Genomic DNA, 26,395 nt, shown 5'->3' with positions numbered 1-26,395 from the left:
AACGACCATGAAAAAATACATCGGAGAGCTCAAGCAGCACCCCGAAGCACTCTTCATTCTCGGATACATGCTCTTCCCGCTGCTGGCCTTGGTGGTGGCCGTACTCGGCTTCTTCATGGTTCTCGGCGGCCACAAGGTATTCGGCCTGATCATGCTGCTGGTCCCGACGCAGATCTTTATCTTCTCCGCCATGTGGGCGATCAAGAACCGCAAGCTGCTGCTTGAGGAAAAGTAAAACTTTCGCTGGACCGAGTCACACCTGAACCCTGCTGGGGCTTGGGTGTGATTCTGCTTTAACTGGTGTAACGAACCGGGCTCTGCCGGATAAACGCCCCTACCATGGATACATGACTTCATCTGTTGGTTTTGTAGGTTACCGAGGCATGGTTGGTTCCGTGCTGATGCAGCGCATGCTCGACGAGGGCGATTTCGTCCAGATTGACCCGGTATTTTTCTCGACTTCCAATGCCGGCGGCAACGCCCCGGCATTCGCTGAGGGTGCTGGGCCGCTGCAGGACGCGTTCGATATTGAAACGCTGTCCAAGTTGCCGATCATCGTCACTGCCCAGGGCGGGGACTACACGACCAAGGTCCACACCGAGCTTCGCAAGTCCGGCTGGGACGGCCTGTGGATCGATGCGGCGTCCTCGCTGCGCATGAATGATGATTCGGTCATCGTTTTGGACCCGGTCAACCGAGCCGTGATCGATGAATCCCTGGCCTCTGGCGTCAAGGACTACATCGGCGGCAACTGCACCGTCTCGTGCATGCTCATGGGCTTGGGCGGGCTATTCAAGAACAACTTGGTCGAGTGGGGCACCGCGATGACCTACCAGGCCGCTTCCGGCGGCGGCGCACGCCATATGCGCGAACTGCTCACCCAGTTCGGCGACATCAATGCGTCGGTGGGCAGCGAGTTGGCCGATCCAGCCAGCGCCATCCTGGAAATCGACCGCAAGGTCCTGGAAACCCAGCGCGGAAACCTGGATGCCGCGCAATTCGGCGTACCACTGGGCGGCTCGCTGATCCCATGGATCGACGCTGATTTGGGCAACGGCCAGTCCCGCGAAGAGTGGAAGGCAGGCGTTGAGACCAACAAGATCCTGCAGACCCCCGGCGACAAGCAGATCATCATGGACGGCCTGTGCGTCCGCATCGGTGCCATGCGCTCGCACTCGCAGGCACTGACGCTGAAGCTGAAGGAAGACCTGCCAGTCTCCGAAATCGAGTCGCTGCTCTCAGCAGACAACCAGTGGGCCAAGGTCGTTCCCAACGAGAAGGAAGCCACCATGGACCAGCTGACTCCGGTCGCGGCGTCCGGTACCTTGGATATCCCGGTCGGCCGTATCCGCAAGCTGGAAATGGGTCCTGAGTACATCTCGGCCTTTACCGTTGGAGACCAGCTGCTGTGGGGCGCTGCCGAGCCGCTGCGCCGCATGCTCGCTATCGCCCAGGGCCGCCTCTAGGCACCTCCGAGGCAAAGCCATGGCCAAGCCCAGAACAGAAATTTCTGTTCTGGGCTTGGCCATTTCCCCTGCGGATGAGCTCTAGTGGGCCCACTCATCCCGGAGTACTGAATAGATCAGCTGGTCATGCCACGCACCGGCGCGCCACTGCGCTTGGCGGATGACACCCTCGCGGGTGAACCCCAGCTTCTCCAGGCACTTCTGCTCAGCCGCATTTTCTGCGGTTGTCGTAGCCTGGATCCGATGACGGGGGTAGTGGGTGAACAAGTAGTCGACGAGCATCTTCTGCGCCTGCGTGCCATGGCCCTGGCCGCGGTACTGGGCAAAGATGCCGATAGCGACTTCCCAGCAGGCCGAGGTGTTGGCCCGGCCCCACGACGAAACGGTGAACCAATCGACTTTGCCGATTACCTGCTCCCCCAAGCAGACCGCCAGTGCGCCATCGGCGTTGCCGATCAACTGGTCCTGGCCGACACGGGCGCGCAGCTTGTTCGTATCCCAGAAGCCGAACCACTGGGCTTCACCGGCGCCCTGCACGGATTGGAAGTTCGCTTCCAGCAGGTCGATATCCTCCAGCGCGAGCTTTCGCAATGACAAGTGCACCCTTGTTTTCCTCCCGTGTTCCGGCGATGGCTGGCATGCTGCTCGCTTAGAGAGCTAGGCCGATCAGCAGCGGCTCATTGACCAGTTCAATGCCAAAACGCTGCTGCACGCCGGCGCGAACTGCCCGCGCAATGGCCACAATGTCCTGGGCGGTGGCTTCCCCGCGGTTGGTGATGGCCAGTGTGTGCTTGGTGGACAGGGACGCTCGGCCGCCAGCGAGCGCGAACCCCTCGGTCCCCTCCAAGCCGTAGCCCTTGCCGAAACCGGCCTGGTCGATGAGCCACGCGGCGGACAGCTTGAGGAAGCCAGCTTGTTCCGCCGGGTAGCTCGGAGCGTTCTCGGGAAGCTTGCCCATGACGCTGGATTCAACGATGGGGTTGGTGAAGAAGGAACCCGTGGAGTGCGAGTCGGCATCCCTGGCATCAAAGACCATGCCCTTGGAACGACGCAAGTCCAGAACGGTCTGGCGCACTTCGAGTGCGTCGGCGCGTTCGCCAGCTTCGACTCCGAGCCGGCGGGCCAGCTCTGCATAGCGGATAGGAGCCGATTCATTTTCACGGGTCAGCAGGAAGGCCACTTCCAGGACCACGTAGCGTGGGGATCCGTTGGTGCTCGTGCGCTTGATGACCGAATCGCGGTAGGCGAAACCAAGCTCGGAGTTATCCAGCTTGAGTACCTGGTTGCTCTGGCGGTCGTAGGCACGCACCCACGCCAGGGTCTGGGAAATGTCTGCCCCGTAGGCCCCGACGTTCTGCACCGGAGTGGCACCGGTGCACCCGGGGATGCCCGAGAGCGCTTCCAGTCCGCTCAGGCCCTCAGCCAGGCTGTATTCAACGGTCGTGTCCCAGTTCTCGCCGGCGGCAGCGCGCAGCAGCACCTTGCCATTAGGCTGCTCGTCCAGGTGCAGTCCGCGGGTGGCGATCTGCACTGCGACGCCCGGGTACCCCTCGTCGGAGATCACCAGGTTGGAACCCCCGCCAATGAGCAGAACGTCGTGCCCTGCGGTGTCTGCTGCCGCAACGGCTTGAGCCAGTTCAGCTTCGCTGGTAGCGGTCACCAATTGCTGGGCTGGCCCACCAACGTGGGTCGTGGTCAGATTCTTCAGCATTGCTTCAGTTTACTTTCCGTATGGGAACGAATAGGTGCGGCCGGCCGGCGTTCTACGCTTTGCCTGCGCCGCCGGTACGGTTTCCGGCGGCATTAGAGGACAAGCAGAAGGCCACGACCACCAGGATGGAAATGGAACCCAAAGCAGGGAGCAGGCCGATGACTTCAGCCAGCAGTCCCAAAAGCGGCGGGCCACCGAGGAAGGCGCCGTAGCCGATGGTGGACACTACCGAGACGCGGGTCGCGGCATGAACAGGATCATCCGATGCCGCGCTCATGGCCAGCGGGAAGGTCAGGGCCACTCCCATGCCCCAGATGGCCAAGGCCACGAAGGCCAGCGGCAGGTTGTTGCCAAAGGCGAAGAGCAGTACCCCGACCAGGGCGCTGATGGCGCTGGCCCGGATCATGACGACGCGGCCCAGGCGCAAGATCAGATCGCCGGACAGCAGCCGGGTCAGGGTCATGGCGGTAACGAAGACGCCGTAGCCGATGGCTCCCACGCCTTCCTTCGTGTGGTATCCATCCACCAGTGCCATGGCCACCCAGTCGCCGGCTGCGCCTTCAGCCAGGGCCATGCCCAGAACCAGAACGCCCAAGAGGACGGTCTGCGGTTCGGTCCATGCCTTCTTCAGCGAGGTCCCGCTGCTGGTGCGCGGGGTCCGGCTGTAGTCTTCTCCGTAGAATCGGGCACTGTAGAGCACGGTGAAGACGATAACCAGGCCCATGAAGCCGTAGTGGTACTGCAACGGGATCTGCAGTCGGGCACCTAGCGCACCAGCGCCGGCACCGATCACGGTGCCGATGGAGAAGAAACCGTGCAGGGCGGGCATGATGCTCTTGCCCAAGGCGCGTTCCATGGCCGCGCCTTGGACATTGGAGGCGACATTCCATGATGCGGTCCCCAGGCCCTGGGCGAAGAGGAAGATGCCGCAGATCAGGGCGCTGCCAAAGATTCCTGCGCCCACGCCTACAAGAATGAGTGAACAGCCGGCTATTGTCGCGGCGATGCGCATGACGCGGGTGGCCCCAAGGCGCAGAACCAGTTGTCCTGAGACCGAGACGGACAGGAAGGATCCTGCACTCATGCACAGCAGCAGCAGTCCAACGCTGGCGTGGTCCAGCTGCAGGGCATCACGCACTGCGGGCAAGCGCGAAACCAGGGCCGAGATCAGCAGGCCGCTGGCCAGGTAGGCGGCCATCAGCGCGTTGCGCCACTGGGTTACAGGCCTCTGCGCTTCACCGGGAAGTTGCATGCCTAGAGCTGCACCACGGCTTGGCACTTGAGCAGTACCTTGCTGTCATGGGCCGAGACTGCCAGATCGATGCGGGCGGTGCGGGCTTCGGAGTCCAAGGCACCGACCTTGCCCTCCACCGAAATGGTGGTACCTTCGGGATCTTCGACGACTACCGGCTTGGTGAAGCGGGTCTGGTAGTCGATGATGGCCCCCGGGTTGCCGACCCACTGGGAGACCAGGTCGATGACCGATCCCATGGTGAACATGCCGTGGGCAATCACCGATGGCAGTTCCACTTCCTTGGCGAAGCGCTCATTCCAGTGAATCGGGTTGAAGTCGCCCGAGGCACCTGCATAGCGGACGAGGTCCGCGCGGTTGACCTGCACCGTGTGCGATCCAATGACCTGGCCCTTTTCGAGGCTTTCGAATTCAATCATGCTTAGTCCTCAGCTCGTACCAGTAGCGATGAAACGGTGGTTGCGATCTTCTCGCCAGCCACGGTGGTTATTTCCGCGCGGGTGGTGATCATGGCACCGGCACCCATTTCACGGACCTGGTCCACGTAGAGCTCGGCAAGCAGTTCATCGCCGGCAACGATTGGACGGTGATGGGTGAAGCGCTGGTCGGCGTGCACCACGCGGGAGAAGTCGATGCCACTGGCCGGGTCGGCAATCAGCTGCGCGTCAGCGCGCTGGGCGATGATGATCGCGAAGGTCGGAGGGGCAACGACATCGCTATAGCCCAGCTCGCGAGCGGCCTGCACATCGTAGTGCGCCTGGTTGGCGGCCTTGGTGGCCTTGGCGAATTCGCGGATCTTTTCGCGGCCTACCTGGTAGGACTCGCCGGCAGGGTAGATGCGCCCTACCAGGTCGGGGTTGATGCCCATGGATTCTCCTGAACGTTGTTGGAAGTGGCCAGGCGAGGCTGCCGCCGGATACGGGACCCGGGCGCAGCCAAGCGGTCACACGGTGGAATTCTTGCGGAGCCCTAGTCCTGCCCGTCCGCCGGGCGCTTCTTGGCTCGAGGGGCCGCCAGGCCATTGGCAATGCGCCACTGGCGCGCATCCCTGGCGCGGACAACCAGTCCGGCGATGTGGCAGAGCATGCCGATGACCATGATGCCGATTGCTGTGTAGACCGTTGGCAGCGATGGAATGTTGGCGCCGATGATGGCCAAGATGATGCCTGCGCCCATGATGCCCATGGCAGCGAAGACGAGCTTCTTATAGCGTGGTGAGGCTGATTCCCAAGGAGTGTTGGTCATGGTTCAAGTCTAGTTCAGCTCCGGCTGTGTCCGCTCATTGTGGCCGGGGCATTTCCCCGTGACTCCCCCGACAACGCTGGGCCTGATTCAGAACAGGGCGGATTGCTCTTCCCTGAAATCTGCGCAGTTCTCCACGATGGCGACCTCGCGGGTCTTCAACTCGGCGGCATCCAGCAGGCGCACGGTGGTGCCTTCGCCGCTGTCTGCGAGGATGCTTTGCCCCAGCACGCCGCGGATGCGCAGATTCACGGTGTTCCCGCCCAGCGCGGTATTCCAGGCATGCAGCGCATGGGTATCCCAGGCGTCTACTACCGGGCGGGCAAAGGCCGGTTGTTCCCACAGCTCGTCGCGCAGCTGCACGCCGTAGGTTTCCAAGCCCCGCTGGGCGCCAAGGAAGGACCGGGCCCGGCTTGCCGCTTCGGAGTTGATCTGGTCCAGCTGGGCGTAGTCCAGTTCCCAGCTGGCCAGTCCCTTGATCTTGGACTTCTGCCGGACTTGCTGGCTCAGGCCCACGTGTTCAGTGACAAGGTCTTCGAGCACTCGAATAGCGGCTCCATCAGCGGCGCGGGCAATATAGCGGGCAATGACCGCTCCCTGCTGCGCCAAGCGAGTCCATTTGCTCTGGGTTGAGGTGGTACCGACTTTGGTCGCCCCATGGGCGAAGCTTGCGACATACAAGAAGTGCGGCTGCTCCAGGTACTTGCGCATGCCTTCCGGGGCTTCGCCGGTCTTGTGGAAATGATGCATGAACTTCGAATGATCCAGCCGGCGGCAGCGTTCGCACTGGGTTCCGGTACGCAGCGCTTTGTTCTTCGGGCAAGGCAAGGTGTTGCGAGAGCCATCGCTGTTCATCGTGATGTAGCCCAGGCAGAATTTCAGTTCGCCGATGCGCAAGCTTAGGGAACGGTTGGCTTCCAGATATTCGGTGCTCCATTTTTCCGCTTGCCTAAGCCGGAGCATGGGGGCGCGTTCATGCTCTGAGAAGCTGATGCCGTGGCAGAGCTGCCGGTGGTCGCTGGCGAATTCCATCGATGCCTTCCTCGAAGTTACCTCTTCAACGATAGTTCACCGGACATGGCTAGCTCCTGCAAGGCAGGTTGGCCGGCGCCTGCAGCCCGAAAGTTTGCTGGACGAATTCCCGATTCGTTCTGGCCTAATTCCTAGGAGAAGCCCTTAGGCTGGAACTGCACCGGAACCGTACCGCGGGCCGGGCCATAATCTGCTGAGGTGATCCAGGATTTCTGTCCCATTTGATGACAAGACTCGTGCAGTGGCCATCGCAGCTGCCGAGACCGCCCCTTCGCCGGCCGAGCTGCAGCGATTGACGCAGGCTTTCCGCCATGATTTCCAGCGTTTCATGATGGAGTACCAGTTTGCGGTGGACGAGGTGCTGACCAAGGTCTCGATCTTGCGTGAAGAGTTCTTGTATTTGCACAATTACAATCCAATTGAGCACGTCACTTCCCGGGTGAAAACTCCGGAGAGCATCATGCGCAAGGTCTCCCGCCGGAACATCTCCCCGTCCCTGCCTGCCATTCGCGAGAACATCAGCGACATTGCCGGCGTGCGCATTACCTGCAGTTTCGTCAAGGACATCTACAAGGTTCTGAACACGCTAACCTCGCAGAATGACCTGAAGGTCCTCCAAATCAAGGACTACATCAAGAACCCGAAGCCCAACGGCTATAAAAGTGTCCATGCGATCGTGCAGATCCCGGTCTACTTATCCGATGGCCCGGTCGATGTCGTGGTGGAGCTGCAGATCCGTACCATTGCCCAGGATTTCTGGGCAAGCCTGGAACATAAGATCTTCTACAAGTACGAGGGCGAAGTTCCAGAACATCTAGTGCAAGAGCTTGCCGACGCGGCGGCCATGGCGACGAAACTCGACATGCAGATGCAGCGCTTGCATACCGAAGTCCACGGCCATGATGCCAATCAGGCACCGAGCCAAGAGGCGGATTTCGATACGACAGCGATCCAGGGGCTGCTGTCGCTGGCTCAGCAAGCCAAGGACGGGAACCAGGAGAAGGACTTGGATCACTAGCCGTTCATGCCCTCGAAGGACAATGCTGCTTCGGGGCCGGAAACCAAAAAAGATCCTCGGCCGAGGCCGAGGATCTTTGATTTGGTAGCGGCGCCGGGACTCGATCCCGGGACCTCACGATTATGAGTCGTGCGCTCTAACCAGCTGAGCTACGCCGCCACAAGTGAGAAGCAATCCAGTAGAAGCCAAGAATGCTTCTCACTCAGAGCCCCCTGCCGGAATCGATCCGGCGACCTCGTTCTTACCAAGAACGCGCTCTACCACTGAGCTAAGGGGGCAACGAGTAAATACTCTACACGGATTTCCCGGCAAAGAAAAATCGGCGGATCACCCCGGAAAAGACCAGGAGAATTCTGTAAAACCACTAGTCAATGACTATTTATCCTCTTACTCGCTACCCCGGGGACGAAGGGTGGGACAAAAAGTGCCCTGGTGACGATGCTCACGAGAGTGCTCCTCGCGGTCAATCGCGGATTTGCCATGACGCGCAGGATAGAATCCCGCGGATCATCCCCGGTGGCCAAGCATCGAATTACCCCGCTTGGAACTTCGGAACGCTGACACCCTTTCCCACTCCAGAACCCCTGACCGAGCGGCACTTGGGCAACACCCGATCCACCTAGGCGCCCAGGCACGGCTCCGGTGCCCGGCAGCTGGATCCCGGGCCGTGAACCGGGGTGCTGGAAACCGCCAGGAAGGCAACAGCTCCTTGCCGCCCATTCCGGTCTTGAGTAGGAATATTGTGACCTCAGCAACAAATTCCCGACGGATTTTGCAAACCTCAAAAACCTGTGTAAAGTATTTACCTGTTGCCCCCTTAGCTCAGTGGTAGAGCGCGTTCTTGGTAAGAACGAGGTCGCCGGATCGATTCCGGCAGGGGGCTCGAAATAAGAGAGGCAATCTGGTTCCAGATTGCCTCTCTTTTCGTTTATCCCGCAGATGCCGTGTAGCCACTGCGAGCATGGCCCAAGGCGCACCCCAAGCTGCAGCACCGGCTATCGGCCGCGTCTTGCGCCCCGGATTCCAGGTGCCCCCGGCAAGAGTCTCCGGCCAATGAAAAGCATCCTGGCCCGCCACAGCCGGCCCTTCCCACTTCCTTGATGTCAGGCCCTGACCACTGGGTTTGCGTTTTCTCCTCGCAAGCGTGCTAAGTTGTTCGCGACCACACGGGTGCCCTGGCAAGGGCTGAGATCGGGCTATCGCCGTCCGCGACCGTTGAACCTGTCCGGGTAATGCCGGCGAAGGAAGTGAGTTTCCCCAGTGGAACAAATTGAACAGCACCCTGCCCACACCCTTGCCTACCGTGAATCTGCGGGAATTTCTGTTCCCGTCACGCAGATCCAATTGGCAGACTCCCCCAATGGACAGCCCAACGAGCCGCTGGCGGTATATCGCACCAGCGGACCGGGAAGCGAGCCCACCCAAGGCCTGCAACCCTTCCGCGAGCGGTGGATCCTGGAACGCGGGGACGTGGAAACCTATGCAGGCCGCGAACGCAACCTGCACGACGACGGACGCTCAGCGGTCCGCCGCGGCACGGCCAGCGCGGAATGGGCCGGACGCTCAGCCCCGCCACTGCGGGCCGTTGGCGGAGCCCGCGTGACGCAGATGCACTATGCGCGTGCCGGGATCATCACCCCGGAAATGCGCTATGTGGCCCTGCGCGAGGAATGCGATGTCGAGCTGGTGCGCAGCGAGCTCGCGGCCGGGCGAGCCATCATCCCGGCGAACATCAACCACCCGGAATCCGAGCCGATGATCATCGGCAAGGCGTTCCTGGTCAAGATCAATGCGAATATCGGCAACTCGGCGGTGACCAGCTCCATCGCAGAAGAAGTCTCCAAGCTCCAGTGGGCGGCCAAATGGGGCGCGGACACGGTAATGGACCTGTCCACCGGAGATGACATCCACACCACCCGCGAGTGGATCATCCGCAACTCCCCGGTCCCCATCGGCACCGTGCCGATCTACCAGGCGTTGGAGAAGGTCAACGGCGAAGCCAACGAACTGACCTGGGAGATCTTCCGCGACACCGTCATTGAGCAGTGCGAGCAGGGCGTGGACTACATGACCATCCACGCCGGGGTGCTGCTGCGCTACATCCCGCTGACCGCCAACCGGGTCACCGGCATGGTCTCGCGTGGCGGGTCCATCATGGCCGGCTGGTGCTTGGCGCACCACCAGGAGAATTTCCTGTACACCCACTTCGATCAGCTGTGCGAGATCTTCGCGCAGTACGACGTGGCCTTCTCGCTGGGCGACGGGCTGCGCCCGGGCTCCATCGCAGATGCGAACGACGCCGCCCAGTTCGCCGAGCTGGACACCCTGGCCGAGCTGACCAAGCGCGCCTGGAAGTACGATGTGCAGGTGATGGTCGAAGGCCCGGGGCATATCCCGTTCCATCTGGTGCGCGAGAATGTGGAACGCCAGCAGCAGCTGTGCGACGGGGCGCCGTTCTATACCCTGGGCCCGCTGGTCACCGACATCGCCCCGGGCTACGACCACATCACCAGCGCCATTGGCGCCACGGAGATCGCACGGTACGGGACCGCGATGCTCTGCTACGTCACCCCCAAGGAGCATCTGGGACTGCCCAACCGGGATGATGTGAAGACCGGGGTGATCACCTACAAGATCGCTGCGCACGCCGCCGATCTGGCCAAGGGCCACCCGGGTGCCACAGCGCGGGATGATGCGCTGAGCAAGGCGCGCTTCGAATTCCGCTGGAATGACCAGTTCGCGTTGTCCCTTGACCCGGTCACCGCACAGGAATTCCATGATGAGACCTTGCCGGCCGAGCCGGCCAAGACCGCCCACTTCTGCTCCATGTGCGGGCCGAAGTTCTGCTCCATGCGCATCTCCCAGGATATCCGCGACGAGTACGGCTCGGCCGAGGCGCAGGCCGCATTGGCCGGGATGGCGCAGAAAAGCAGGCAGTTCCTTGAAAGCGGCGGCACGGTCTATCTCGGGGACGGGATCCCGGTGGGAACTCCTGCTCCGTAAATAGCCTGCGGCGCACGAAAAACGCCCTTGGGGCAAGCTTTCGGCTTGCCCCAAGGGCGTTATTCAATGCTGTTCAGCTGCGTGCGACTGGCTTAGTAGTCGCGACGTCCACCGCTACGGCCCGAATCGCTGAAGCGATCCTTGCCGCCGCGTCCGCCGCCACCGAAACCGCCACGTCCGCCACTGCGTCCGCCACCGAAACCGCCACGTCCGCCGCTGCGTCCGCCGCCGAAGCCGCCACCACGGCCGCCACGGAAGCCACCGCGGTCGCCTTCGTCGTCGCGACGTGGGCTGCGGCCATTGTCGAGCTCAAGCTCGATGGCCTCGCCGCCGATGCGGGTCTTGGACAGTGCACGCCACTGGTCCTTGCTCAGCTCTGCTGGCAACTCGACCAGGGTGTGGTCCGAACGGATCTCGATGCCGCCGATTTCCGAAGAATCGAAGCCACCCTCGTTGGCCAGTGCGCCAACGATCGAGCCCGGCTGCACGCGGTTGCGGCGGCCAACGGCCAGACGGTACATGGCGTTGCCCTCGGCAGCGGTCTTGCGGGCACGTGGACCGCGATCGCCACGGTCACCGCGGTCGCCACGCTCGCCGCGCTCTGGGCGATCCATGCGCGCCTTCTTCGAAGGGGACATGACTGGTTCGGTCATCAGCAGCGGGCGGCCGCCCTGGGCCATCAGAGCCAGTGCAGCTGCGATTTCCAGCTGGTCCAGGTCTTCGTGCTCGGAAGCGAACTTCTCCACGATTTCGCGGAAGGTGGTCAAGTCCTGGCCGCTGATGGTCTTATCGATGCGATCAGTGAACTTCTGGATACGACGGTCGTTGACCGAATCCAGCGAAGGCAGCTGCATCTGGGTCACCGGCTGGCGGGTAGCCTTCTCGATGGCACGCAGCAAGTACTTCTCGCGCGGGGTCATGAACAGGATCGCGTCGCCCGAGCGGCCGGCACGGCCGGTACGGCCAATGCGGTGCACGTAGGACTCGGTGTCATGCGGGATGTCGAAGTTGATAACGTGCGAAATGCGCTCAACGTCCAAACCACGAGCTGCCACGTCGGTAGCAACCAGGATGTCGATCTTGCCCGAGCGCAGGTTCTCAACGGTGCGCTCACGCTGCTGCTGAGGGATGTCGCCGTTGATGGCAGCCGCGGTGAAGCCGCGGGCCTTCAGCTTGTCGGCCAGGTCCTCGGTAGCCATCTTGGTGCGGACGAAGGTGATAACGCCTTCGAACGACTCGGATTCCAGGATGCGGGTCATGGCGTCCAGCTTGTGGGCGCCCATGACCTGCAGGTAGCGCTGGGTGATGTTGGTGCCGGTGGACTGCTTGGACTTCACGGCAACTTCCTGCGGGTTGCGCAGGTATTCCGAAGCGATGCGGCGGATGGTGCGTGGCATGGTTGCCGAGAACAGGGCAACCTGCTTGTCCTCTGGGGTAGCTTCCAAGATCTTGTCGACCTCCTCGGCGAAGCCCATGCGCAGCATTTCGTCGGCCTCATCAAGGACAACGTACTGCAGGTTCGACAGGTCCAAGGAACCCTTGTTGATGTGGTCGATAACGCGACCTGGGGTACCAACGACTACCTGGGCGCCACGGCGCAAGCCGTTGAGCTGCGGGCCGTATGGCGAGCCGCCGTACACTGGCAGAACGGTGAAGTTCGGCAGGTACTTGGCGTAGGAAGTGAAGGCTTCGGCGACCTGGAGGGCCAGCTCGCGGGTTGGAGCCAGAACCAGGATCTGCGGGGTCTTGGCTGGACCATTGGTGTCAGCCAGCTCTGCCATGCGGGACAGGGCAGGAAGCGCGAAAGCAGCGGTCTTGCCGGTACCGGTCTGGGCCAGGCCGACAACGTCGCGGCCTTCGAGAAGCAGTGGAATGGTCGCTGCCTGGATTGGCGATGGCTTTTCGTAGCCAAGGTCGGCAAGCGATGCAAGCACGCGGGCATCCAGGCCAAGTTCGGAGAAGAGCACGGTTGGCTCTTCCGGGGTCTGGTTGTCGTCGGTGTTTACGGGCATGTCAGAAGACACGAAGAATTACCTCATTCGTTAGGGGATAGGCCTTGGCCGTCCCCAAAGAAACGACGTATAGGCTGCACAGTCAGATACAAGTCACGCTCATCAAGCGCTCCCCTATGACATAAAGACCCGCACACACTTTGCGGAAAATACAACACGAGAAGGCTCCGGCCTCAAAAATTGGGCTGGATGCGAGAGGGATACCCTGATGTTCGCGAACACTTAATGCTAGCTTGAACAGGCCACTATTGTCAGTGTCGAGAGCGTGTGAGATCGGGCACCGCACCGAAGCACGTAGGGTTGAGAACGTGAAGAAACCACTTTTTCCGCGACGTCCAGATGAGCCCACCCCAGGCGGATTGTTCATCGCCCAAATGCTATGGCTCCTAGCCGGAGTGCTTTTTCTCGGCTTCGGAGGCTTCCTGGCTTACGAGCATATCCAGGATTCCGCGCTGGATTTCGGAGCCATTGCGCTGATGATCTTTTTCGCCGCTGCCGGCCTTGCCTGCTGTGTGCTGGGTTACCGCTTATTCACCGGAGATCGGGCCGCGCGCGCCCAGCTGTCCTGGTTGGGCCTGATTACCGCGCTGCCGCTGTTGCTGCGATTCGGCCGCTATTCGCTGTTGGCGGCCATCATCATGTTCAGCGTGGCCCTGATGTGGATGCCAGCGAGCAACAGGTATTTCAAGATCGTAGACCCCAAACCGGCCAAGCGCCGCCGGTAGCCGACCCGGAACTTCGTTCAAAGCACCAAGGACCTGGGTTCCGTTGCCCTTTGCGGGCAGCGGAACCCAGGTCCTTTGCGCTTGGTTCTCACAGGTTGGCGAAGGCCTTCTCCAGATCTTCAATCAAATCCGCAGGGTCCTCGATGCCAACGGACAGGCGCAACAGGTTCACCGGAACCGCCAGCTCGGTACCCTTCACCGAAGCGTGGGTCATCTCCGACGGGTAGTTCATCAGCGATTCGATGCCGCCCAGGGATTCTGCCAAGGTGAAAAGCTTGGTGCTCTCGGCAATCTTGCGGGCCGCCGATTCTCCGCCGGTGAACTGGACGGACACCATGCCGCCGAAGCCTGACATCTGCTTCTTGGCAATCTCGTGGCCCGGGTGGTCTTCGAAGCCCGGGTAGAGCACGCGCTCGACTTCGCTGCGCTCACGCAGCCACCCGGCAACCTGTGCGGCGTTCTCCGAGTGGGCGCGCATGCGAACGCCCAGGGTCTTCAGGCCGCGGGTGGTCAAGAAGGCGTCCATCGGGCCCGAGACGGCACCCACAGCGAACTGGATGAAGCCGATCTTTTCTGCCAGCTGCGCATCCTTGACGATCACCGCACCGCCCACCACATCGGAGTGGCCGCCGATGTACTTGGTGGTCGAGTGGACCACGATGTCAGCACCCAGGGTCAGCGGCTGCTGCAGGAATGGGCTGGCGAAGGTGTTGTCCACGACCAGCAATGCGCCGGCAGCATGGGCGATTTCAGCGACCTTGGCGATGTCGGTGATGGTCATCATCGGGTTCGAAGGGGTTTCAACCCACACCAGCTTGGCCTTGTTCTTTTCGATAGCGGCAGCCAGGGCTGCTTCGTCAGCCATGTTCACCGGGGTGTTGCCGATGCCCCAGTCGCCCAGCACACGGTCAATCAGGCGGAAGGTTCCACCGTAGGCGTCGTTGCCCAGCACAATGTGATCGCCCGGACGCAGGATCGCACGGATCAGCGAGTCCTCGGCGGCCAGGCCGGAGCCGAAGGAGAAGGCGTGGGTGCCGAATTCTGCGCCGGCCAGCTGCGCCTGCAGCGCGTCGCGGGTCGGGTTGGTGCCGCGGCCGTACTCGTAGCCGTTGCGCAGGCCGCCAATGCCGTCCTGCGCGTAGGTCGAGGAGAAGTGCAGCGGCGGAACTACCGCGCCGGTGACCGGTTCGAATTCCTGGCCCGCATGGACAAAGCGGGTGTTTGCTCCCTGATGGTTTTCAGTCATCGATATCAATCCTTTGAGGTGTTGTCTCTAGCGGGTGGAGTAGGCCAAGAGATCGGCTGCGGTAGCCGCGGCGATCACTTCGCCGCCCTTGGTCAGCAGTACGGCCGGGTGGCTCTTGAGCAGTTCCTGTGCATGTTCCGGGGTGTCTGCGGTGCCGATGAATGGCTTGGCCAAGTCGCCCAGGTCTGCCAGCGTACTGGTTGGTTCTGCGCCAGCCAGCAGTGCGTCGGTAATGTCCCCCGCGCCAATGACACCGCGGATCTCGCCGATACGCGCTGGCAGCGGCGAAGTGGACACGACCAGTGCGTCATCGCCCTGCTCGCGCAGTGCCTTGGCCGCTTCGGCCAGGGTTGTATCCAAAGCCACCGTGGTGGTGCCCTGCTTGGCAAGTGCCGCGCCGATGAAGTCCAAGGCGGAGTATTCATCGGTGGTGAAGCCCTGGTCCAGCATCCACTGGTCGTTGAAGATCTTGGCCAGGTAGCCGCGGCCGCCATCCGGGGCGATCACGACAACTATGTCGTCTTCGCCCAGGTCCTTGGCTGCACGCAGCGCGGCGACCACTGCCATGCCCGAAGAACCGCCCAGCAGCAGGCCTTCTTCCTTGGCCAACCGGCGGGTCATTTCAAAAGCCTCAGCGTCGGTGACTGGTTCCACGGCATCCGGCACGGATGGGTCGTAGTTCCCTGGCCACATATCTTCACCGACGCCCTCGACGAAGTATGGGCGTCCGGTGCCACCGGAGTAGACCGAGCCATCCGGGTCAGCGGCAATGATCTTGACCGGGCCCGAGGCGCGGCCGGCGGAAACCTGCTTGAGGTAGCGTCCGGTGCCGGTGATGGTGCCGCCGGTTCCTGCGCTGATGACCGCATGGGTCAGCTTGCCGTCGGTGTCGTTCCAGATTTCCGGTCCGGTGGTTTCGAAGTGGCTGTCGGGTGCTGCCGGGTTGGAGAACTGGTCGGGCTTGTAGGCGCCGTCGATCTCGGTAACCAGGCGGTCCGATACGCCGTAGTAGGACTGAGGGGAATCCGGGGCCACCGCGGTTGGGGTGACTACTACCTTGGCACCGTAGGCGCGCAGTACGTCGCGCTTTTCCTCGCCGACCTTATCCGGGGTGACGAAGATGGTGTTGTAGCCCTTGAGCTGGCCCACCATGGCCAAGCCGACACCGGTGTTGCCGCTGGTTGGTTCCACGATGGTTCCGCCGGGCTTGAGCTGGCCGGATTCTTCGGCGCGCTCGACCATCTTCAATGCGATGCGGTCCTTGATGGAACCACCCGGATTCAAGTATTCAAGCTTCACCAATACAGTGGCTTTGATCCCCTCGGTGACTCGATTGAGCTTCACCAAAGGGGTATTGCCGATCAGATCTAGGACTGTGGACGCATACTTCATGTCAAGAACTTTACCGGCGGTTGTCATACATGTCGTTCCGGCACGTAGCGAAACGTCACGCAGTGGACGGGCACTTTTCATCAGTGCTAGGCAAGCCTGCCGCAAGCTACTGCAGGCACGAGGCTATAGGATGCGATTCATGGAGAAGCCGTTGAGCGCCGATTACGATCCGCACCGCCCCGTGTCCTTGCTCAAGACTTTGGGAATCCTGCGCCGGGGACTGGGAGATCCGACCATCCGCCTGTCCCAGAGCGAAGCATGGCTGGCCTTTGGAACACCGTTCGGAGATGCCACGCTGCAAATCAGCAAGCCCGCGCCCACCGCCCCGGCAATGTTTCGAGCATGGGGTCCCGGAGCCCACTGGGCCATCGGCTCAGCTCCGAACCTTCTAGGGGCGCTCGATGACTGGAGCGATTTCGACGCGAGGATCAAAGAAGGAAAGTTCCCGGAAATTATCGCGCGCACCCGCGTCGAGCATCCAGATTTCGTTCTGCCCAGTACCGGCAGGATCTTTGAGCACGCCGCCGGGGCGATCCTGGAACAGCGGGTGACCGGGATTGAAGCGAATTATGCCTGGCGCTGGCTGATCCGCCACCTGGGACAGCGGGCTCCGGGTCCGGCTCCCGAGGGCCTGATGATTTTCCCCGGACCGCAAAAGCTAGCCTCGATGAGGCGCTGGGACTGGCAAAAGGCGCGCGTTGAAGGACAGCGGGCTAACACCATGGCACGCCTGCTGCAGGTTGCCGGCAGTTTGCAGTGGTGGGCAGAGAAGCCAATGGACCATGCACGGCCCACCGCCAAGGCTCCGGGCACCTTGGAAGCCGCCTTGGGTTCGGTGCCGGGCATTGGTCCCTGGACAATTGCCGAAACCCTGCAGCGCTCCCACGGATCCAGTGACCATATTTCGGTGGGAGATTTCCATCTGGCTGATTTCGTGGGCCAGGTGCTTACCGGTTGCCGAATCAGCGATGGGCAGATGCTGGAGCTATTGGCGCCATACGCCCCGCACCGTCAACGCGTAGTGCGCTTGCTGGTGCTTTCGGGGCAGAAAAAACAAAGCTTCGGGCCCCGTTACGCACCGCTGGATCACCGGCGGAGGTAAGGAGCCCGAAGCCTCTAATGGTTCTTAGGAATCAGCCTGCGCGGCTTCCTCGGCGATCTGCTTGTGCACTTCGCTCATGTCAATGCCCTTGACCGCGGTGACGAGATCTTCGAGCTGGGTCTGGTTCAACGCACCAGCCTGCGAGAACACGAGGACCTGTTCGCGGAACGCCATGATGGTAGGAATCGAGGTCACGTTAGCTGCACGTGCCAGGCCCTGCTCAGCTTCGGTATCCACCTTGGCAAAAACGACGTCGCTGAACTTGTCCGAGGTCTGGTCGTAAACCGGTGCAAACTGCTTGCACGGCCCGCACCAGTCAGCCCAGAAGTCCACGAGGACGATGTCGTTGTCTTCAATCAACTTCGCGAAGTCGTCTTCGCTCACATTTTTCGTTGCCATGGTTATACGGTAGCCGATCCTTATTTGAAATACGTAGAAAGGTGATCTTGTTCGGAACCGGGAATAGGAAAGATCCGGGTTGCCGTGCATTCCTTCCGCATGCAAAAAACTCCCGGATCCTGGGATCCGGGAGTTATTTTGTGGCAGATACTGGATTCGAACCAGTGAAGGCGTTGCCAGCTGATTTACAGTCAGCCCCCTTTGGCCACTCGGGTAATCTGCCGAGTACGTTCGCTTCAAGAACATTTGCTCTTGTCGGAACGAGAAATAACTCTACAGGAGTTTTTCGATGTTGTTAAATCGAGAGGGGCATTTTTGCTGTAAGCCTGATCACACCCCAAATCCAGGGGGCAAAACCGGTAGGCTATGAAGCGAATCAGACCCGTTTCAACTAGGAGTATTCACATGGCTAGTGATTCCACATTCGACGTCGTAAGCAAGGTTGATAGCCAGGAAGTCGCCAACGCGATGAACCAGGCCCAGAAGGAAATTGCCCAGCGCTACGACTTCAAGGGCGTTGGCGCTGAAGTTGATTTCAGCGGCGAGAAAATCCTGATGAAGGCCAACTCGGAAGAGCGCGTCAACGCAGTACTGGATGTTTTCCAGTCCAAGCTGGTCAAGCGCGGCATTTCCCTGAAGTCATTGGATGCCGGCGAGCCATTTGCATCCGGCAAGGAATACCGCATCGAGGCAAGCATCAAGGAGGGCATTGCCCAGGATGTCGCCAAGAAGATCAACAAGCTGATTCGCGATGAGGCGCCTAAGGGCATCAAGTCAACCATTCAGGGTGACGAGCTGCGCGTCTCTTCCAAGTCCCGCGATGACCTGCAGGCCACCATGGCTCTGCTGCGCGACTTCGAAGAAGCGGATCTGCAGTTCGTGAACTTCCGCTAGGACTGACCCAGCGTTAGAAATCACGTGATACACAGCGAGGGCTGTTTCCCATTCACCATGGGAAACAGCCCTCGCTGCCATTCTGCGCACCACTGGATCATGGACCCGGGAAGGATCAGCGCTGATCCTCGTCGCGCTTCTGCTTCTTCAGCCTCTTTGCTTCTTCGCGGGCCTTCTTCGCGTAGTACTGTTCACGAGTCCTTTCCCTGGCCCGCCGCTTGATATCAGCAACATCATCAGCGAAGTGGTCCTGGGTCATGGCTTTGAATTCATTGAACTTCGCGGCCATCTCTTCCGGCGAAGGTCCCGGCACCCATGGTTTGATCCAGAGGATCTCAGCGGCGTTGCATGCGGCAACGAGCACTGTCACAAAACTGCTATCACGCAATGAGCTGGTAACTGCATAGGCCGCAGCAAAGCTGACCACGATGGACACCACGAATGGAAGGACGACGTACAGCACTCCCCCGGGGTTGGGACGGCGTTCTTTCAGGACAATCGGTCGAACGATGATGGCGCCGAGGATTTCCGAGAGGAGATACGAGATCGCCAGCGCGATAGCGAATGTGCCGAAAGCAGTGTGGAGGGCAATCCATGATGAGCAAATCCAGGCCGCAAGCAGGCAAGCCAATCCTTTGACCGTTCCGGTGGCCAGTTGACCGGCTATGGCATCCCCAAGCCTGGGCAGAAGTGCCGCGTCGTCGTCTCGCATCCTTGTTCCTTGCTCCATCATCAGACGGCAGAGGGTCTTCTTTTCGGTGCCGCTACGATCAGCCTATCCTGGGTTGACTAGGGGGGACGAGGATTATCGCCTCATCCTTTAGTAGGAGGGGAAGTAACTATTAGTTCAACGGTAAAGGCCCAAAACAAGCTAAAGGCCGCATCTCCATATGAGATGCGGCCTTTAGCCCAGGAGCTGTTTGGCACTTAGTATCCGCGTCCGCCAGCCATCGCTTCAAGCCGTGCGATGCGATCCTCCATTGGCGGGTGGGTGGAGAACATGCGCTTGAGGCGCGAGCCGAATGGATTGGCGATCATCAGGTGCGAGCTGTTGACCAGCTTCTGGTCGTTGGAAGCCAGCGGAGCCTGCGTAATCCCCGATTCCAGTTTCCGAAGCGCGCTCGCCAACGCCAGCGGGTCATTGGTCAGCTTGGCTCCGTCCTCGTCTGCATCATATTCGCGGGTGCGGCTCACGGCCATCTGGATGATCGACGCTGCCAGTGGCGCCAGCAGGGAAAGGGCAATCAAGGCGATCGGATTCACCCCGCGGTTGTCATTGCTGTTGCCGCCGCCGAAGAACATCAGGAACTGGGCAACGGAGGTGATGACGCCCGCAACCGCGGCGGCGACCGAAGAAGTGAGGATGTCCCGGTTGTAGACATGCATCAGCTCGTGGCCCAGCACCCCGCGCAATTCGCGTTCGTTCAGCAACTGCAGGATGCCTTCGGTGCAGCACACCGCCGAATTCTGCGGGTTGCGGCCGGTGGCAAAGGCGTTCGGCGAAGTGGTTGGCGAAACGTACAGTCGCGGCATCGGTTGCTGCGCGTTCGTCGACAGCTCACGCACGATTCGGTACATTCCCGGCTGTTCCGCTTCGCTGACCGGGTAGGCGTGCATCGAGCGCAGAGCCAGCTTGTCGCTATTCCAATAGCTGTAGGCGGTAGTTCCGAGGCCGATCAAGGCAAATATCCAGATGAACATTGAACGGCCGGTGCCCGCAGATATCAGCGAGCCAATGGCCAGCAGCAGGGCAAACATTCCGCCCATCAAAAAGGCGGTTTTGAGTCCGTTGTTATGTCCATGCACGGCGATGCACTCCCTCAATGAAGCAAACCAAGTTGGTGTTCTCTAGTCTAGTCAACGACTGGAATTCTATTTATGTTCCGGTGAAAATATCACAGTGCCGCGTGCAATGGCAGGCACCGCCGGCCCTGGGGAATATCCAGACGGCGGGAACGTTGTAGTTTTAAGATGCGGTTCCACAACTTGTTTCCCGGTGGGCCGCTCCCATGATCCATTTTGTTTCTGAAAGTGTGCGCCCTGCATGTCCGTAAGTACCGCTAAACCGATCCGTTCAGAACATAGCTACGGACTGATCCAAGGCACCGCCGCGTACCTGATTTGGGGCATGCTCCCGGCTTACTTCCTATTGCTGCCTGACATCTCGGCCTTCGAATTCGTTGGCGTTCGCGTGATCTTCTCGCTGGTTTTCTGCCTGCTGCTGCTGGCGTTCACGCGCCAGGTCAAGCAGTTCCTTGCGATGTTCAAGGATTCCAAGACCATCTGGCAGTTGGGACTGGCTAGTGTTCTGATTGCAGCTAACTGGACTCTCTATGCACTGGCGGTCTTGACCGGACATGTGCTGGAAGCCTCGCTGGGCTACTTCATCAACCCAATTGTGGCAATCCTTCTGGGTGTCGTCGTCCTGAAAGAAAAATTGCGTCGGCTGCAATGGATCGCTGTTGCCATAGCCACCGTTGCTGTACTTGTCTTGACGATCGGCTTGGGACAGGTCCCTTGGATTTCCCTCGGCTTGGCTTTCTCCTTTGGCTTCTATGGCCTGGTGAAGAACAAAGTGGGCCAAAGCGGAACTGCGCTGGGGTCCTTGACCATTGAAACCGTCTGGCTGACCCCGTTGGCCATCGGCTATCTGGTTTGGCTGGCCGTTGACGGGAAGTCTGCGCTGTTCTCGGCTGATGTTCCTGGCCTCTCGCTTTTGGCAGCGAGCGGCATCATCACCGCCGTTCCGCTCTTGCTCTTCGGGGGCGCGGCTCGCCGCCTGCCTTTGAGCACCTTGGGCTCATTGCAATTCCTCGCCCCGCTCTTGCAGTTCATCCTAGGCCTGCTGGTCTTTGGCGAGCACATGCCATTCGAACGCTGGGTTGGTTTCGCCTTGGTATGGGTTGCGGTGCTCTTCGTGCTCGTGGACATGATGCGAACTCCACGCATTGGCTCCATGCCGGAACCGAAAAAGTTGGTCTGAACGCCCGGTTGCACTCACCGCCGATACAGCGAATGCCTCGAATCTCCCGTGGGAGGTTCGAGGCATTCGCTGTTTAGGACCAGTTTTGAGCTACTTAGGCGACAGCCTTGCGGATCGCATCTTCCAATACGTTGAATGCATCTTCGAGCAGCTCGTCGCCGATCACCAGCGGAGGCAAGAGGCGAACCACGTTGCCGTAGGTGCCGCAGGTGAGGATCAAGACGCCCTGGGCCAGGCATTCGGCTGCGATGGCCTTGGTCAGCTCGGCGTCCGGCTCCTTGCCACCAGCCTTGACGAATTCCATTGCGACCATGCCGCCACGGCCACGGATGTCGCCCATTTCCTTGATGTCCTTCTGCAGCGCACCGAAGCGGGTGAAGAACTTCTCTTCGATCTCGCGGGCGCGGCCCGCCAAGTCCTGCTCTTCCATGAACTTGATGGATTCCAGAGCCGCGGCCACAGCAACCGGGTTGCCGCCGTAGGTGCCGCCCAGGCCGCCACCGTGCACCGAATCCAGCAGTTCGGCACGGCCGATAATGCCAGACAGCGGCATGCCGCCGGCGATGCCCTTGGCCAGGGTGATGATGTCAGGCTCAATGCCTTCGATGTCCGAGGCGAACCAAGCACCAGAGCGTGCGAAGCCTGCCTGGACTTCGTCAGCAACGAAGACAATGCCGTTTTCCTTGGCCCATTCGGCGATGCGCGGCAGGAAGCCAGTGGCCGGAACGATGAAGCCGCCCTCGCCCTGGATCGGCTCGATGATGATCGCAGCGATCTGGTCGCCGCCGATCTGCTTTTCCATGGCCAGGATCGCGCGCTCGGCTGCTTCCTTGCCGGAGATGTTCGGGTTCTCTTCGCGGTATGGGTAGCTCATTGGCATGCGGTAGATCTCCGGTGCCAGTGGGCCGAAGCCGCGCTTGTATGGGGCGGCCTTGGCGGTCAAGCCCATGGTGAGGTTGGTGCGGCCATGGTAGGCGTGGTCGAAGGCGACTACTGCCTGGCGGCCGGTGGCAATGCGGGCTACCTTGATGGCGTTCTCTACCGCTTCGGCACCGGAGTTGAAGAAGACTGCACGCTTCTCGAAGTTGCCCGGAGTGATGGCAGCCAGCTTCTCGGCTAGCTCGATGTAGTTCTCGTACGGAGCGACCATGAAGCAGGTGTGGGTGAAGCGCGCGGCCTGTTCGGCGACGGCTTTGGCTACTGCCTGATTCGAGGCGCCAATGGTCGTTACGGCGATGCCGGAGCCCAGGTCAATCAGCTGGTTGCCATCGACATCGACAATGATGCCGCCATCAACCTCTGCCGCGTACACCGGCAGGCTGGAAGCTACGCCGGCAGCAACTGCTTTGGCTCGGCGTGCGGTCAGTTCCTGCGACTTCGGGCCGGGGAACGGACCATTGATCTTGCGCTTCTGGTCAATGCGGTAGGTAACGTCCATGTGATTGTCCTTCCATAACTTATTCGTGAGCTCACTGGCCCTGTTGTCTCTATAACTAGAGAGTATTCTCCCGGCTGCCCGGCCACTACGCGGATCGGCACAACACGTTTCGTGTCGCATAGTGCATCTGCACAGGAAAAGGCCTCTTCATTCCAAGCCGGGGCTTGAAACGAAGAGGCCTTCGATCCAGATGCTGCTTGCAGGTTCTAGTTGCCTGCCGAGCCAGCTGGCTCGATCACATCGTCGTCGTGCTTTTCAGGGTGGCGGTTCAGGCTGATCAACGAGATCGCCAGGCCGCCCCAGATGGTGAGCATGGAAATAATCATGAAGACAATCGCGATAGCGCTCATGGCTAGTATTCCTTTCCGGAAGCTTCAGGAACTTCTTCCGCCTCGACATTCGCACGATGCTGGTCGAATTCGGGATCATCGATCTTCGAGTTCTTGCTCCATGGAACCAGCGACAGCAGGACTGCGCCAACAATCAGCGCTCCAGCCATGCCCCAACCGAAGACACCGTTGAACCAAACCGGGTAACCGCTGTAGGACTCAGCCATCTTGCTCTGGATTTCATTGATCAGCATGTAGCCCAAAGCTGCTGGGCCGATGCCGCCAACCAGGACCTTCCAACCGGTACCCAGCTTGATGGAACTGTGGCGGTTCAGGTGCTTGGCCAGCTTAGGCAGCATGCCCAGGCCTGCACCGAAGACGATCACCATGACCAAAGCACAGGCCAGGATGCCGAATTGGTTCACGAAAGCGTCCATGGTGTCCAGCAGATACAGGCCCGTGGTGGTCGGGAACAGCACCAGCGAAACCAGGGCCACAGGAATTCCCACGACCAGGGTCGCCGGAACACGCTTCCAGCCCAGCTTGTCCTGGAAAGCTGCCACGATAACTTCAAGGATGGAAATCAGCGATGTCAGGCCAGCGAAGACCAGCGAACCGAAGAACAGCACACCGATTAGCGCGCCCAGGGGCGCCTCGGAAACGATGGTCGGGAAGGCAATGAAGGCCAGGCCGATGCCGGAGGTGGCAACTTCGTCCACAGAGCTGCCGGCGTTGTAGGCCATGAAGCCAAGCGCCGCGAACACGCCGATACCTGCAAGCAGTTCGAAGCTTGAGTTGGCAAAGGCAACAACGTAGCCCGAACCGGTCAGATCGCTCTTGCGCTTCATGTACGACGAGTACGTCACCATGATGCCGAAAGCCACGGACAGCGAGAAGAAGATGTGCCCGAAGGCCGCAGCCCACACCGCAGGGTTTGACAGTGCCGCGAAGTCAGGGGTGAAGAATGCGTTCAGGCCATCGATAGCTCCCGGCAGGAAGACCGACTGGACTACCAGAATCAGGAACATGACGATAAGCAGCGGCATGAAGACGGCGTTTGCCCGGGAAATACCCTTGTTCACACCGGCGACCATGATCACGATGGTCACCAGCCAAACGAAGAACATCGGGATGAAGATGTTGCCGACGAAGTCGAAGCCGACGTTGACGTTTTCCGAGACCTTGAGGAAGTCGTTCATGAAGAACCCGGCGGCGCCGTCGGCGTTCTTGTCCCAAGCCTTGGTGATGGAGAACCAGCAGTACATGGCCGCCCACGCAATGATGGCCGCGTAGTAGATGGCGATGATGAAGCAGATCAGTACCTGCCACCAGCCCAGGACCTCGGCCTTGCGGTTGGCCCGGCGGTACGCCAGCGGAGCAGAGCCGCGGTAGCGGTGGCCGATGGAGTAGTCGAGGAACAGCAACGGAATACCGGCGCAGAGAATTGCGACCAGGTATGGGATCAAGAATGCGCCGCCGCCGTTTTCGTAGGCGACGTAAGGGAAACGCCAGATGTTTCCCAGACCAACGGCCGAACCAATCGCTGAAAGGATGAACAACTTTCGGGAGCTGAAAGTCTCACGCTTCTCGGTTGCGAGTGGAGCGCCCTGTGATGAAGATGGAGTGCTCATGTGTCTAAGCTACTGCAAAACTTTCACATTGTGGTCATTTCTAGGGGTCGCGTGTCCACATTTTGAGCATATTGCTAAATCGGGAACTTTTCGCCATCCCTCTAGAATGGCTATATGGCAATTAGTTTACGCGGTCTTCTGGAACATGACGAGCTCGATCTTCGACCGCTGACTGAACACACCCACCGCGATGGCATGGTCATCACCTGGGGCGCGGTGACCGAGCTGCTTGACCCGTCGCAGTTCCTGACCGGGCGAGAAATTGTGTTGACCACCGGCGTGCGCCAGAAGACAAAAGCCGCACAGCGGCAGTTCGTCAAAGTCCTTGCGGCCAACGATGCCGTCGCTTTAGGTTTCGGTACAGGTCTGGAACACGCTTCAGTACCGCAAGCGACCGTTGAAGCCGCCCGCGAAGTAGGGCTTCCTGTCTTCGAGGTGCCCTATCAGATACCCTTTGCCGCAATTACCCGGCTGATCGCCGAAGCACTGAATTCCGACCATCTCAAGCGTGTTGAAAGTCTGTTGAAATCCCACCAGAAGCTGGCCCAGACGCTGCTTTCCTCGGATCTGGACAGCATGCTCGAGGAACTCGAGCGAATGCTCGGCACCCAGGTAGCGCTGACCCTGCACGGCGAAGTGATCAGCGGGGACTATGACCCTGCACGTTCCTGGAATGAGCGCCCAGTGGCCACGGGCCTGCGTGATAAGTGCACCCTGCATATTGCAGAACCCTATGTCCACCATCCAGTAGTCGATTACGCGCAGTCGCTGATCGGGCTGGAACTGGCCAATAAATCCCGCCTGCGCGCCTCGCAGCGCCATGCCACCGGCCAGGTGCTCGAGGACCTCGCCACTGGCGCCCTGGTTGGCGCCGATGCCGCTGGCCGCCTTGGGGCACTTGGCTTGAATACCCAGCGTGAGCACTCGGTCATCCTGGTGCAGGCTCCATCACAGGTCGAGCGTTTGCAAACTCTGCCACTGCCCGCAGATCTGTCCTCGCAGGTCTCAGCCATCATAGATGGCCGCTTGGCGATCATTGTCGCGCACAGCAAGCTGCAGCTGTCCATCAAGCACCTCGATGAGTATCTGCTCGCGGCCGGCCTTCCGGCTCGGGTGGGCTACGGCGGGCGCTACCCGAATACCACCGGCATCCGCTGGAGCTACTTCGAGGCCCTGGAGTCCCTGCGCCACGGAGAGCGGGTCAACGAACCCACCAAGCTTTCTCTCACCTCGCTCTTGCTCGCCGCCCACGATGTTCCGCTGCAGGATTTGGCCATCGAAGCCCTGGGCCCGTTGCAGGAATTCGACGCCTCCCACGATTCTGACCTATTGCTGACCTTGCGTGAATACCTCAACCGCGATGGCTCGGTGGGGGCAGTGGCCGAGTCCTTGGGCCTGCACCGCAATACGGTGCGCTACCGGATCCAGCAGATTTCCGATCTTTCTGGCTACGACCCTAATGTGACTAGCGACCGAGTCCAGCTCTGGATCGCGTTGAGTGCCCTTGAGCTGGGCTAATC

At 60.5% G+C, this 26,395-nt stretch carries 25 protein-coding genes, 4 tRNA genes and 1 riboswitch; of the genes, 10 read left to right on the top strand and 19 right to left on the bottom strand.

The window, feature by feature from the left end; translation table 11 throughout:
• Positions 1 to 7 precede the first annotated feature (7 nt).
• Positions 8 to 235 (top strand): NF038396 family protein, encoded by a 228-nt coding sequence (locus ACIOTN_RS01320; RefSeq protein WP_105656882.1) that lies wholly within the window; start codon positions 8 to 10, stop codon positions 233 to 235.
• Between the two features lie 112 nt (positions 236 to 347).
• Positions 348 to 1,466: an aspartate-semialdehyde dehydrogenase gene (asd, locus tag ACIOTN_RS01315; RefSeq protein ID WP_400342041.1), complete on the top strand. Its 1,119-nt coding sequence runs from the start codon at positions 348 to 350 to the stop codon at positions 1,464 to 1,466.
• 81 nt (positions 1,467 to 1,547) lie between these two features.
• Here the strand turns inward: asd and ACIOTN_RS01310 are convergent, their stop codons facing one another.
• The 7 genes from ACIOTN_RS01310 to ACIOTN_RS01280 all read right to left on the bottom strand — a co-directional run bounded on the left by ACIOTN_RS01310 (position 1,548) and on the right by ACIOTN_RS01280 (position 6,703).
• Complete coding sequence (locus ACIOTN_RS01310) at positions 1,548 to 2,063, bottom strand: GNAT family N-acetyltransferase (protein WP_388022769.1); 516 nt, start codon at positions 2,061 to 2,063, stop codon at positions 1,548 to 1,550.
• 52 nt (positions 2,064 to 2,115) lie between these two features.
• Positions 2,116 to 3,177: a UDP-N-acetylmuramate dehydrogenase gene (locus tag ACIOTN_RS01305; RefSeq protein ID WP_133833608.1), complete on the bottom strand. Its 1,062-nt coding sequence runs from the start codon at positions 3,175 to 3,177 to the stop codon at positions 2,116 to 2,118.
• A gap of 52 nt (positions 3,178 to 3,229) precedes the next feature.
• On the bottom strand, positions 3,230 to 4,429 hold the full coding sequence (locus ACIOTN_RS01300) for an MFS transporter (protein WP_105656886.1): 1,200 nt from the start codon (positions 4,427 to 4,429) through the stop codon (positions 3,230 to 3,232).
• 2 nt (positions 4,430 to 4,431) lie between these two features.
• The gene (locus ACIOTN_RS01295) at positions 4,432 to 4,848 is read right to left on the bottom strand and encodes a MaoC family dehydratase (protein WP_105656887.1); all 417 of its coding nucleotides are present in this window, start codon (positions 4,846 to 4,848) and stop codon (positions 4,432 to 4,434) included.
• A gap of 2 nt (positions 4,849 to 4,850) precedes the next feature.
• A complete protein-coding gene (locus ACIOTN_RS01290) occupies positions 4,851 to 5,297 on the bottom strand; it encodes a MaoC family dehydratase N-terminal domain-containing protein (RefSeq protein WP_105656888.1) in 447 nt (148 codons plus the stop codon).
• A gap of 101 nt (positions 5,298 to 5,398) precedes the next feature.
• The gene (locus ACIOTN_RS01285; RefSeq protein WP_105656889.1) at positions 5,399 to 5,674 is read right to left on the bottom strand and encodes a hypothetical protein; all 276 of its coding nucleotides are present in this window, start codon (positions 5,672 to 5,674) and stop codon (positions 5,399 to 5,401) included.
• Between the two features lie 87 nt (positions 5,675 to 5,761).
• Complete coding sequence (locus ACIOTN_RS01280; RefSeq protein ID WP_332727213.1) at positions 5,762 to 6,703, bottom strand: DUF2797 domain-containing protein; 942 nt, start codon at positions 6,701 to 6,703, stop codon at positions 5,762 to 5,764.
• A gap of 241 nt (positions 6,704 to 6,944) precedes the next feature.
• Between ACIOTN_RS01280 and ACIOTN_RS01275 the strand changes: the two genes are divergently transcribed.
• Positions 6,945 to 7,721 (top strand): GTP pyrophosphokinase family protein, encoded by a 777-nt coding sequence (locus ACIOTN_RS01275; RefSeq protein WP_286134123.1) that lies wholly within the window; start codon positions 6,945 to 6,947, stop codon positions 7,719 to 7,721.
• Positions 7,722 to 7,803: 82 nt separating this feature from the next.
• Here the strand turns inward: ACIOTN_RS01275 and ACIOTN_RS01270 are convergent.
• Positions 7,804 to 7,880: transfer RNA gene (locus tag ACIOTN_RS01270), tRNA-Met, on the bottom strand.
• Between the two features lie 47 nt (positions 7,881 to 7,927).
• Positions 7,928 to 7,999 (bottom strand) — tRNA-Thr (locus ACIOTN_RS01265).
• Between the two features lie 533 nt (positions 8,000 to 8,532).
• Here ACIOTN_RS01265 and ACIOTN_RS01260 point away from each other — a divergent pair.
• Positions 8,533 to 8,604, top strand: a tRNA-Thr gene (locus ACIOTN_RS01260).
• A gap of 273 nt (positions 8,605 to 8,877) precedes the next feature.
• A riboswitch (TPP riboswitch) is annotated at positions 8,878 to 8,985 on the top strand.
• On the top strand, positions 8,982 to 10,724 hold the full coding sequence (thiC, locus tag ACIOTN_RS01255) for a phosphomethylpyrimidine synthase ThiC (protein WP_332594905.1): 1,743 nt from the start codon (positions 8,982 to 8,984) through the stop codon (positions 10,722 to 10,724). Its footprint overlaps the riboswitch before it by 4 nt.
• Before the next feature lie 92 nt (positions 10,725 to 10,816).
• On the opposite strand, the gene ACIOTN_RS01250 is transcribed toward thiC, so the two are convergent.
• Positions 10,817 to 12,736 (bottom strand): DEAD/DEAH box helicase, encoded by a 1,920-nt coding sequence (locus ACIOTN_RS01250; protein ID WP_388022972.1) that lies wholly within the window; start codon positions 12,734 to 12,736, stop codon positions 10,817 to 10,819.
• A 308-nt stretch (positions 12,737 to 13,044) separates the two neighbouring features.
• Here ACIOTN_RS01250 and ACIOTN_RS01245 point away from each other — a divergent pair, with 308 nt between their 5' ends.
• Complete coding sequence (locus tag ACIOTN_RS01245) at positions 13,045 to 13,461, top strand: hypothetical protein (protein ID WP_133833604.1); 417 nt, start codon at positions 13,045 to 13,047, stop codon at positions 13,459 to 13,461.
• Positions 13,462 to 13,549: 88 nt separating this feature from the next.
• Here the strand turns inward: ACIOTN_RS01245 and ACIOTN_RS01240 are convergent, their stop codons facing one another.
• Positions 13,550 to 14,707, bottom strand: coding sequence for a cystathionine gamma-synthase (locus ACIOTN_RS01240; protein WP_388022777.1), 1,158 nt, complete (start codon positions 14,705 to 14,707; stop codon positions 13,550 to 13,552).
• A gap of 27 nt (positions 14,708 to 14,734) precedes the next feature.
• A complete protein-coding gene (locus ACIOTN_RS01235; protein WP_105657076.1) occupies positions 14,735 to 16,099 on the bottom strand; it encodes a pyridoxal-phosphate dependent enzyme in 1,365 nt (454 codons plus the stop codon).
• Between the two features lie 139 nt (positions 16,100 to 16,238).
• Between ACIOTN_RS01235 and ACIOTN_RS01230 the strand changes: the two genes are divergently transcribed.
• Entirely contained in the window at positions 16,239 to 17,201 is a 963-nt protein-coding gene (locus ACIOTN_RS01230; protein WP_402734710.1) for a DNA-3-methyladenine glycosylase family protein, read from the top strand.
• A gap of 24 nt (positions 17,202 to 17,225) precedes the next feature.
• On the opposite strand, the gene trxA is transcribed toward ACIOTN_RS01230, so the two are convergent.
• Together trxA and ACIOTN_RS01220 are read right to left on the bottom strand one after the other, a co-directional pair.
• A complete protein-coding gene (gene trxA, locus ACIOTN_RS01225; RefSeq protein ID WP_105656896.1) occupies positions 17,226 to 17,600 on the bottom strand; it encodes a thioredoxin in 375 nt (124 codons plus the stop codon).
• A gap of 141 nt (positions 17,601 to 17,741) precedes the next feature.
• A tRNA-Tyr gene (locus ACIOTN_RS01220) sits at positions 17,742 to 17,823 on the bottom strand.
• A 182-nt stretch (positions 17,824 to 18,005) separates the two neighbouring features.
• On the opposite strand from ACIOTN_RS01220, the gene ACIOTN_RS01215 reads away from it, so the two are divergent.
• A complete protein-coding gene (locus ACIOTN_RS01215) occupies positions 18,006 to 18,494 on the top strand; it encodes a YajQ family cyclic di-GMP-binding protein (RefSeq protein ID WP_105656897.1) in 489 nt (162 codons plus the stop codon).
• A 115-nt stretch (positions 18,495 to 18,609) separates the two neighbouring features.
• Here ACIOTN_RS01215 and ACIOTN_RS01210 read toward each other — a convergent pair whose 3' ends face one another.
• Both ACIOTN_RS01210 and htpX read right to left on the bottom strand, forming a co-directional pair.
• A complete protein-coding gene (locus ACIOTN_RS01210) occupies positions 18,610 to 19,227 on the bottom strand; it encodes a hypothetical protein (RefSeq protein WP_402734709.1) in 618 nt (205 codons plus the stop codon).
• A gap of 194 nt (positions 19,228 to 19,421) precedes the next feature.
• A complete protein-coding gene (htpX, locus tag ACIOTN_RS01205; protein ID WP_402734708.1) occupies positions 19,422 to 20,300 on the bottom strand; it encodes a zinc metalloprotease HtpX in 879 nt (292 codons plus the stop codon).
• Positions 20,301 to 20,538: 238 nt separating this feature from the next.
• Between htpX and rarD the strand changes: the two genes are divergently transcribed.
• Entirely contained in the window at positions 20,539 to 21,477 is a 939-nt protein-coding gene (gene rarD, locus ACIOTN_RS01200; protein WP_105656900.1) for an EamA family transporter RarD, read from the top strand.
• Positions 21,478 to 21,571: 94 nt separating this feature from the next.
• On the opposite strand, the gene gabT is transcribed toward rarD, so the two are convergent.
• The 3 genes from gabT to ACIOTN_RS01185 all read right to left on the bottom strand — a co-directional run bounded on the left by gabT (position 21,572) and on the right by ACIOTN_RS01185 (position 24,875).
• Complete coding sequence (gene gabT, locus ACIOTN_RS01195) at positions 21,572 to 22,915, bottom strand: 4-aminobutyrate--2-oxoglutarate transaminase (RefSeq protein ID WP_402734707.1); 1,344 nt, start codon at positions 22,913 to 22,915, stop codon at positions 21,572 to 21,574.
• Between the two features lie 206 nt (positions 22,916 to 23,121).
• Positions 23,122 to 23,265 (bottom strand): methionine/alanine import family NSS transporter small subunit, encoded by a 144-nt coding sequence (locus ACIOTN_RS01190; protein ID WP_105656902.1) that lies wholly within the window; start codon positions 23,263 to 23,265, stop codon positions 23,122 to 23,124.
• A 2-nt stretch (positions 23,266 to 23,267) separates the two neighbouring features.
• Positions 23,268 to 24,875 carry a sodium-dependent transporter gene (locus ACIOTN_RS01185; protein ID WP_105656903.1) on the bottom strand — a complete coding sequence of 536 codons (1,608 nt, stop codon included), beginning with the start codon at positions 24,873 to 24,875 and terminating at the stop codon, positions 23,268 to 23,270.
• A gap of 114 nt (positions 24,876 to 24,989) precedes the next feature.
• Here ACIOTN_RS01185 and ACIOTN_RS01180 point away from each other — a divergent pair, with 114 nt between their 5' ends.
• Positions 24,990 to 26,393, top strand: a complete 1,404-nt coding sequence (locus tag ACIOTN_RS01180) for a PucR family transcriptional regulator ligand-binding domain-containing protein (protein WP_332489058.1) — start codon at positions 24,990 to 24,992, stop codon at positions 26,391 to 26,393.
• Positions 26,394 to 26,395: the final 2 nt, after the last annotated feature.

The sequence above is a fragment of the Glutamicibacter sp. NPDC087661 genome (genome assembly GCF_044743275.1).
GTDB lineage: Bacteria > Actinomycetota > Actinomycetes > Actinomycetales > Micrococcaceae > Glutamicibacter.
Note: the sequence above shows the minus strand (reverse complement) of the source record. Positions and strands in the feature narration are given on the sequence as shown.

What these genes read in the sequence shown, in the direction of transcription:
- ACIOTN_RS01320 (WP_105656882.1), top strand. Translation starts at nt 8, where the DNA reads ATGAAAAAATACATCGGAGAGCTCAAGCAGCACCCCGAAGCACTCTTC.
- asd (WP_400342041.1), top strand. Translation starts at nt 348, where the DNA reads ATGACTTCATCTGTTGGTTTTGTAGGTTACCGAGGCATGGTTGGTTCC.
- ACIOTN_RS01305 (WP_133833608.1), bottom strand. Translation starts at nt 3,177, where the DNA reads ATGCTGAAGAATCTGACCACGACCCACGTTGGTGGGCCAGCCCAGCAA.
- ACIOTN_RS01300 (WP_105656886.1), bottom strand. Translation starts at nt 4,429, where the DNA reads ATGCAACTTCCCGGTGAAGCGCAGAGGCCTGTAACCCAGTGGCGCAAC.
- ACIOTN_RS01295 (WP_105656887.1), bottom strand. Translation starts at nt 4,848, where the DNA reads ATGATTGAATTCGAAAGCCTCGAAAAGGGCCAGGTCATTGGATCGCAC.
- ACIOTN_RS01290 (WP_105656888.1), bottom strand. Translation starts at nt 5,297, where the DNA reads ATGGGCATCAACCCCGACCTGGTAGGGCGCATCTACCCTGCCGGCGAG.
- ACIOTN_RS01285 (WP_105656889.1), bottom strand. Translation starts at nt 5,674, where the DNA reads ATGACCAACACTCCTTGGGAATCAGCCTCACCACGCTATAAGAAGCTC.
- ACIOTN_RS01280 (WP_332727213.1), bottom strand. Translation starts at nt 6,703, where the DNA reads ATGGAATTCGCCAGCGACCACCGGCAGCTCTGCCACGGCATCAGCTTC.
- ACIOTN_RS01250 (WP_388022972.1), bottom strand. Translation starts at nt 12,736, where the DNA reads ATGCCCGTAAACACCGACGACAACCAGACCCCGGAAGAGCCAACCGTG.
- ACIOTN_RS01240 (WP_388022777.1), bottom strand. Translation starts at nt 14,707, where the DNA reads ATGACTGAAAACCATCAGGGAGCAAACACCCGCTTTGTCCATGCGGGC.
- ACIOTN_RS01235 (WP_105657076.1), bottom strand. Translation starts at nt 16,099, where the DNA reads ATGAAGTATGCGTCCACAGTCCTAGATCTGATCGGCAATACCCCTTTG.
- ACIOTN_RS01230 (WP_402734710.1), top strand. Translation starts at nt 16,239, where the DNA reads ATGGAGAAGCCGTTGAGCGCCGATTACGATCCGCACCGCCCCGTGTCC.
- trxA (WP_105656896.1), bottom strand. Translation starts at nt 17,600, where the DNA reads ATGGCAACGAAAAATGTGAGCGAAGACGACTTCGCGAAGTTGATTGAA.
- ACIOTN_RS01215 (WP_105656897.1), top strand. Translation starts at nt 18,006, where the DNA reads ATGGCTAGTGATTCCACATTCGACGTCGTAAGCAAGGTTGATAGCCAG.
- ACIOTN_RS01210 (WP_402734709.1), bottom strand. Translation starts at nt 19,227, where the DNA reads ATGATGGAGCAAGGAACAAGGATGCGAGACGACGACGCGGCACTTCTG.
- rarD (WP_105656900.1), top strand. Translation starts at nt 20,539, where the DNA reads ATGTCCGTAAGTACCGCTAAACCGATCCGTTCAGAACATAGCTACGGA.
- gabT (WP_402734707.1), bottom strand. Translation starts at nt 22,915, where the DNA reads ATGGACGTTACCTACCGCATTGACCAGAAGCGCAAGATCAATGGTCCG.
- ACIOTN_RS01190 (WP_105656902.1), bottom strand. Translation starts at nt 23,265, where the DNA reads ATGAGCGCTATCGCGATTGTCTTCATGATTATTTCCATGCTCACCATC.
- ACIOTN_RS01185 (WP_105656903.1), bottom strand. Translation starts at nt 24,875, where the DNA reads ATGAGCACTCCATCTTCATCACAGGGCGCTCCACTCGCAACCGAGAAG.
- ACIOTN_RS01180 (WP_332489058.1), top strand. Translation starts at nt 24,990, where the DNA reads ATGGCAATTAGTTTACGCGGTCTTCTGGAACATGACGAGCTCGATCTT.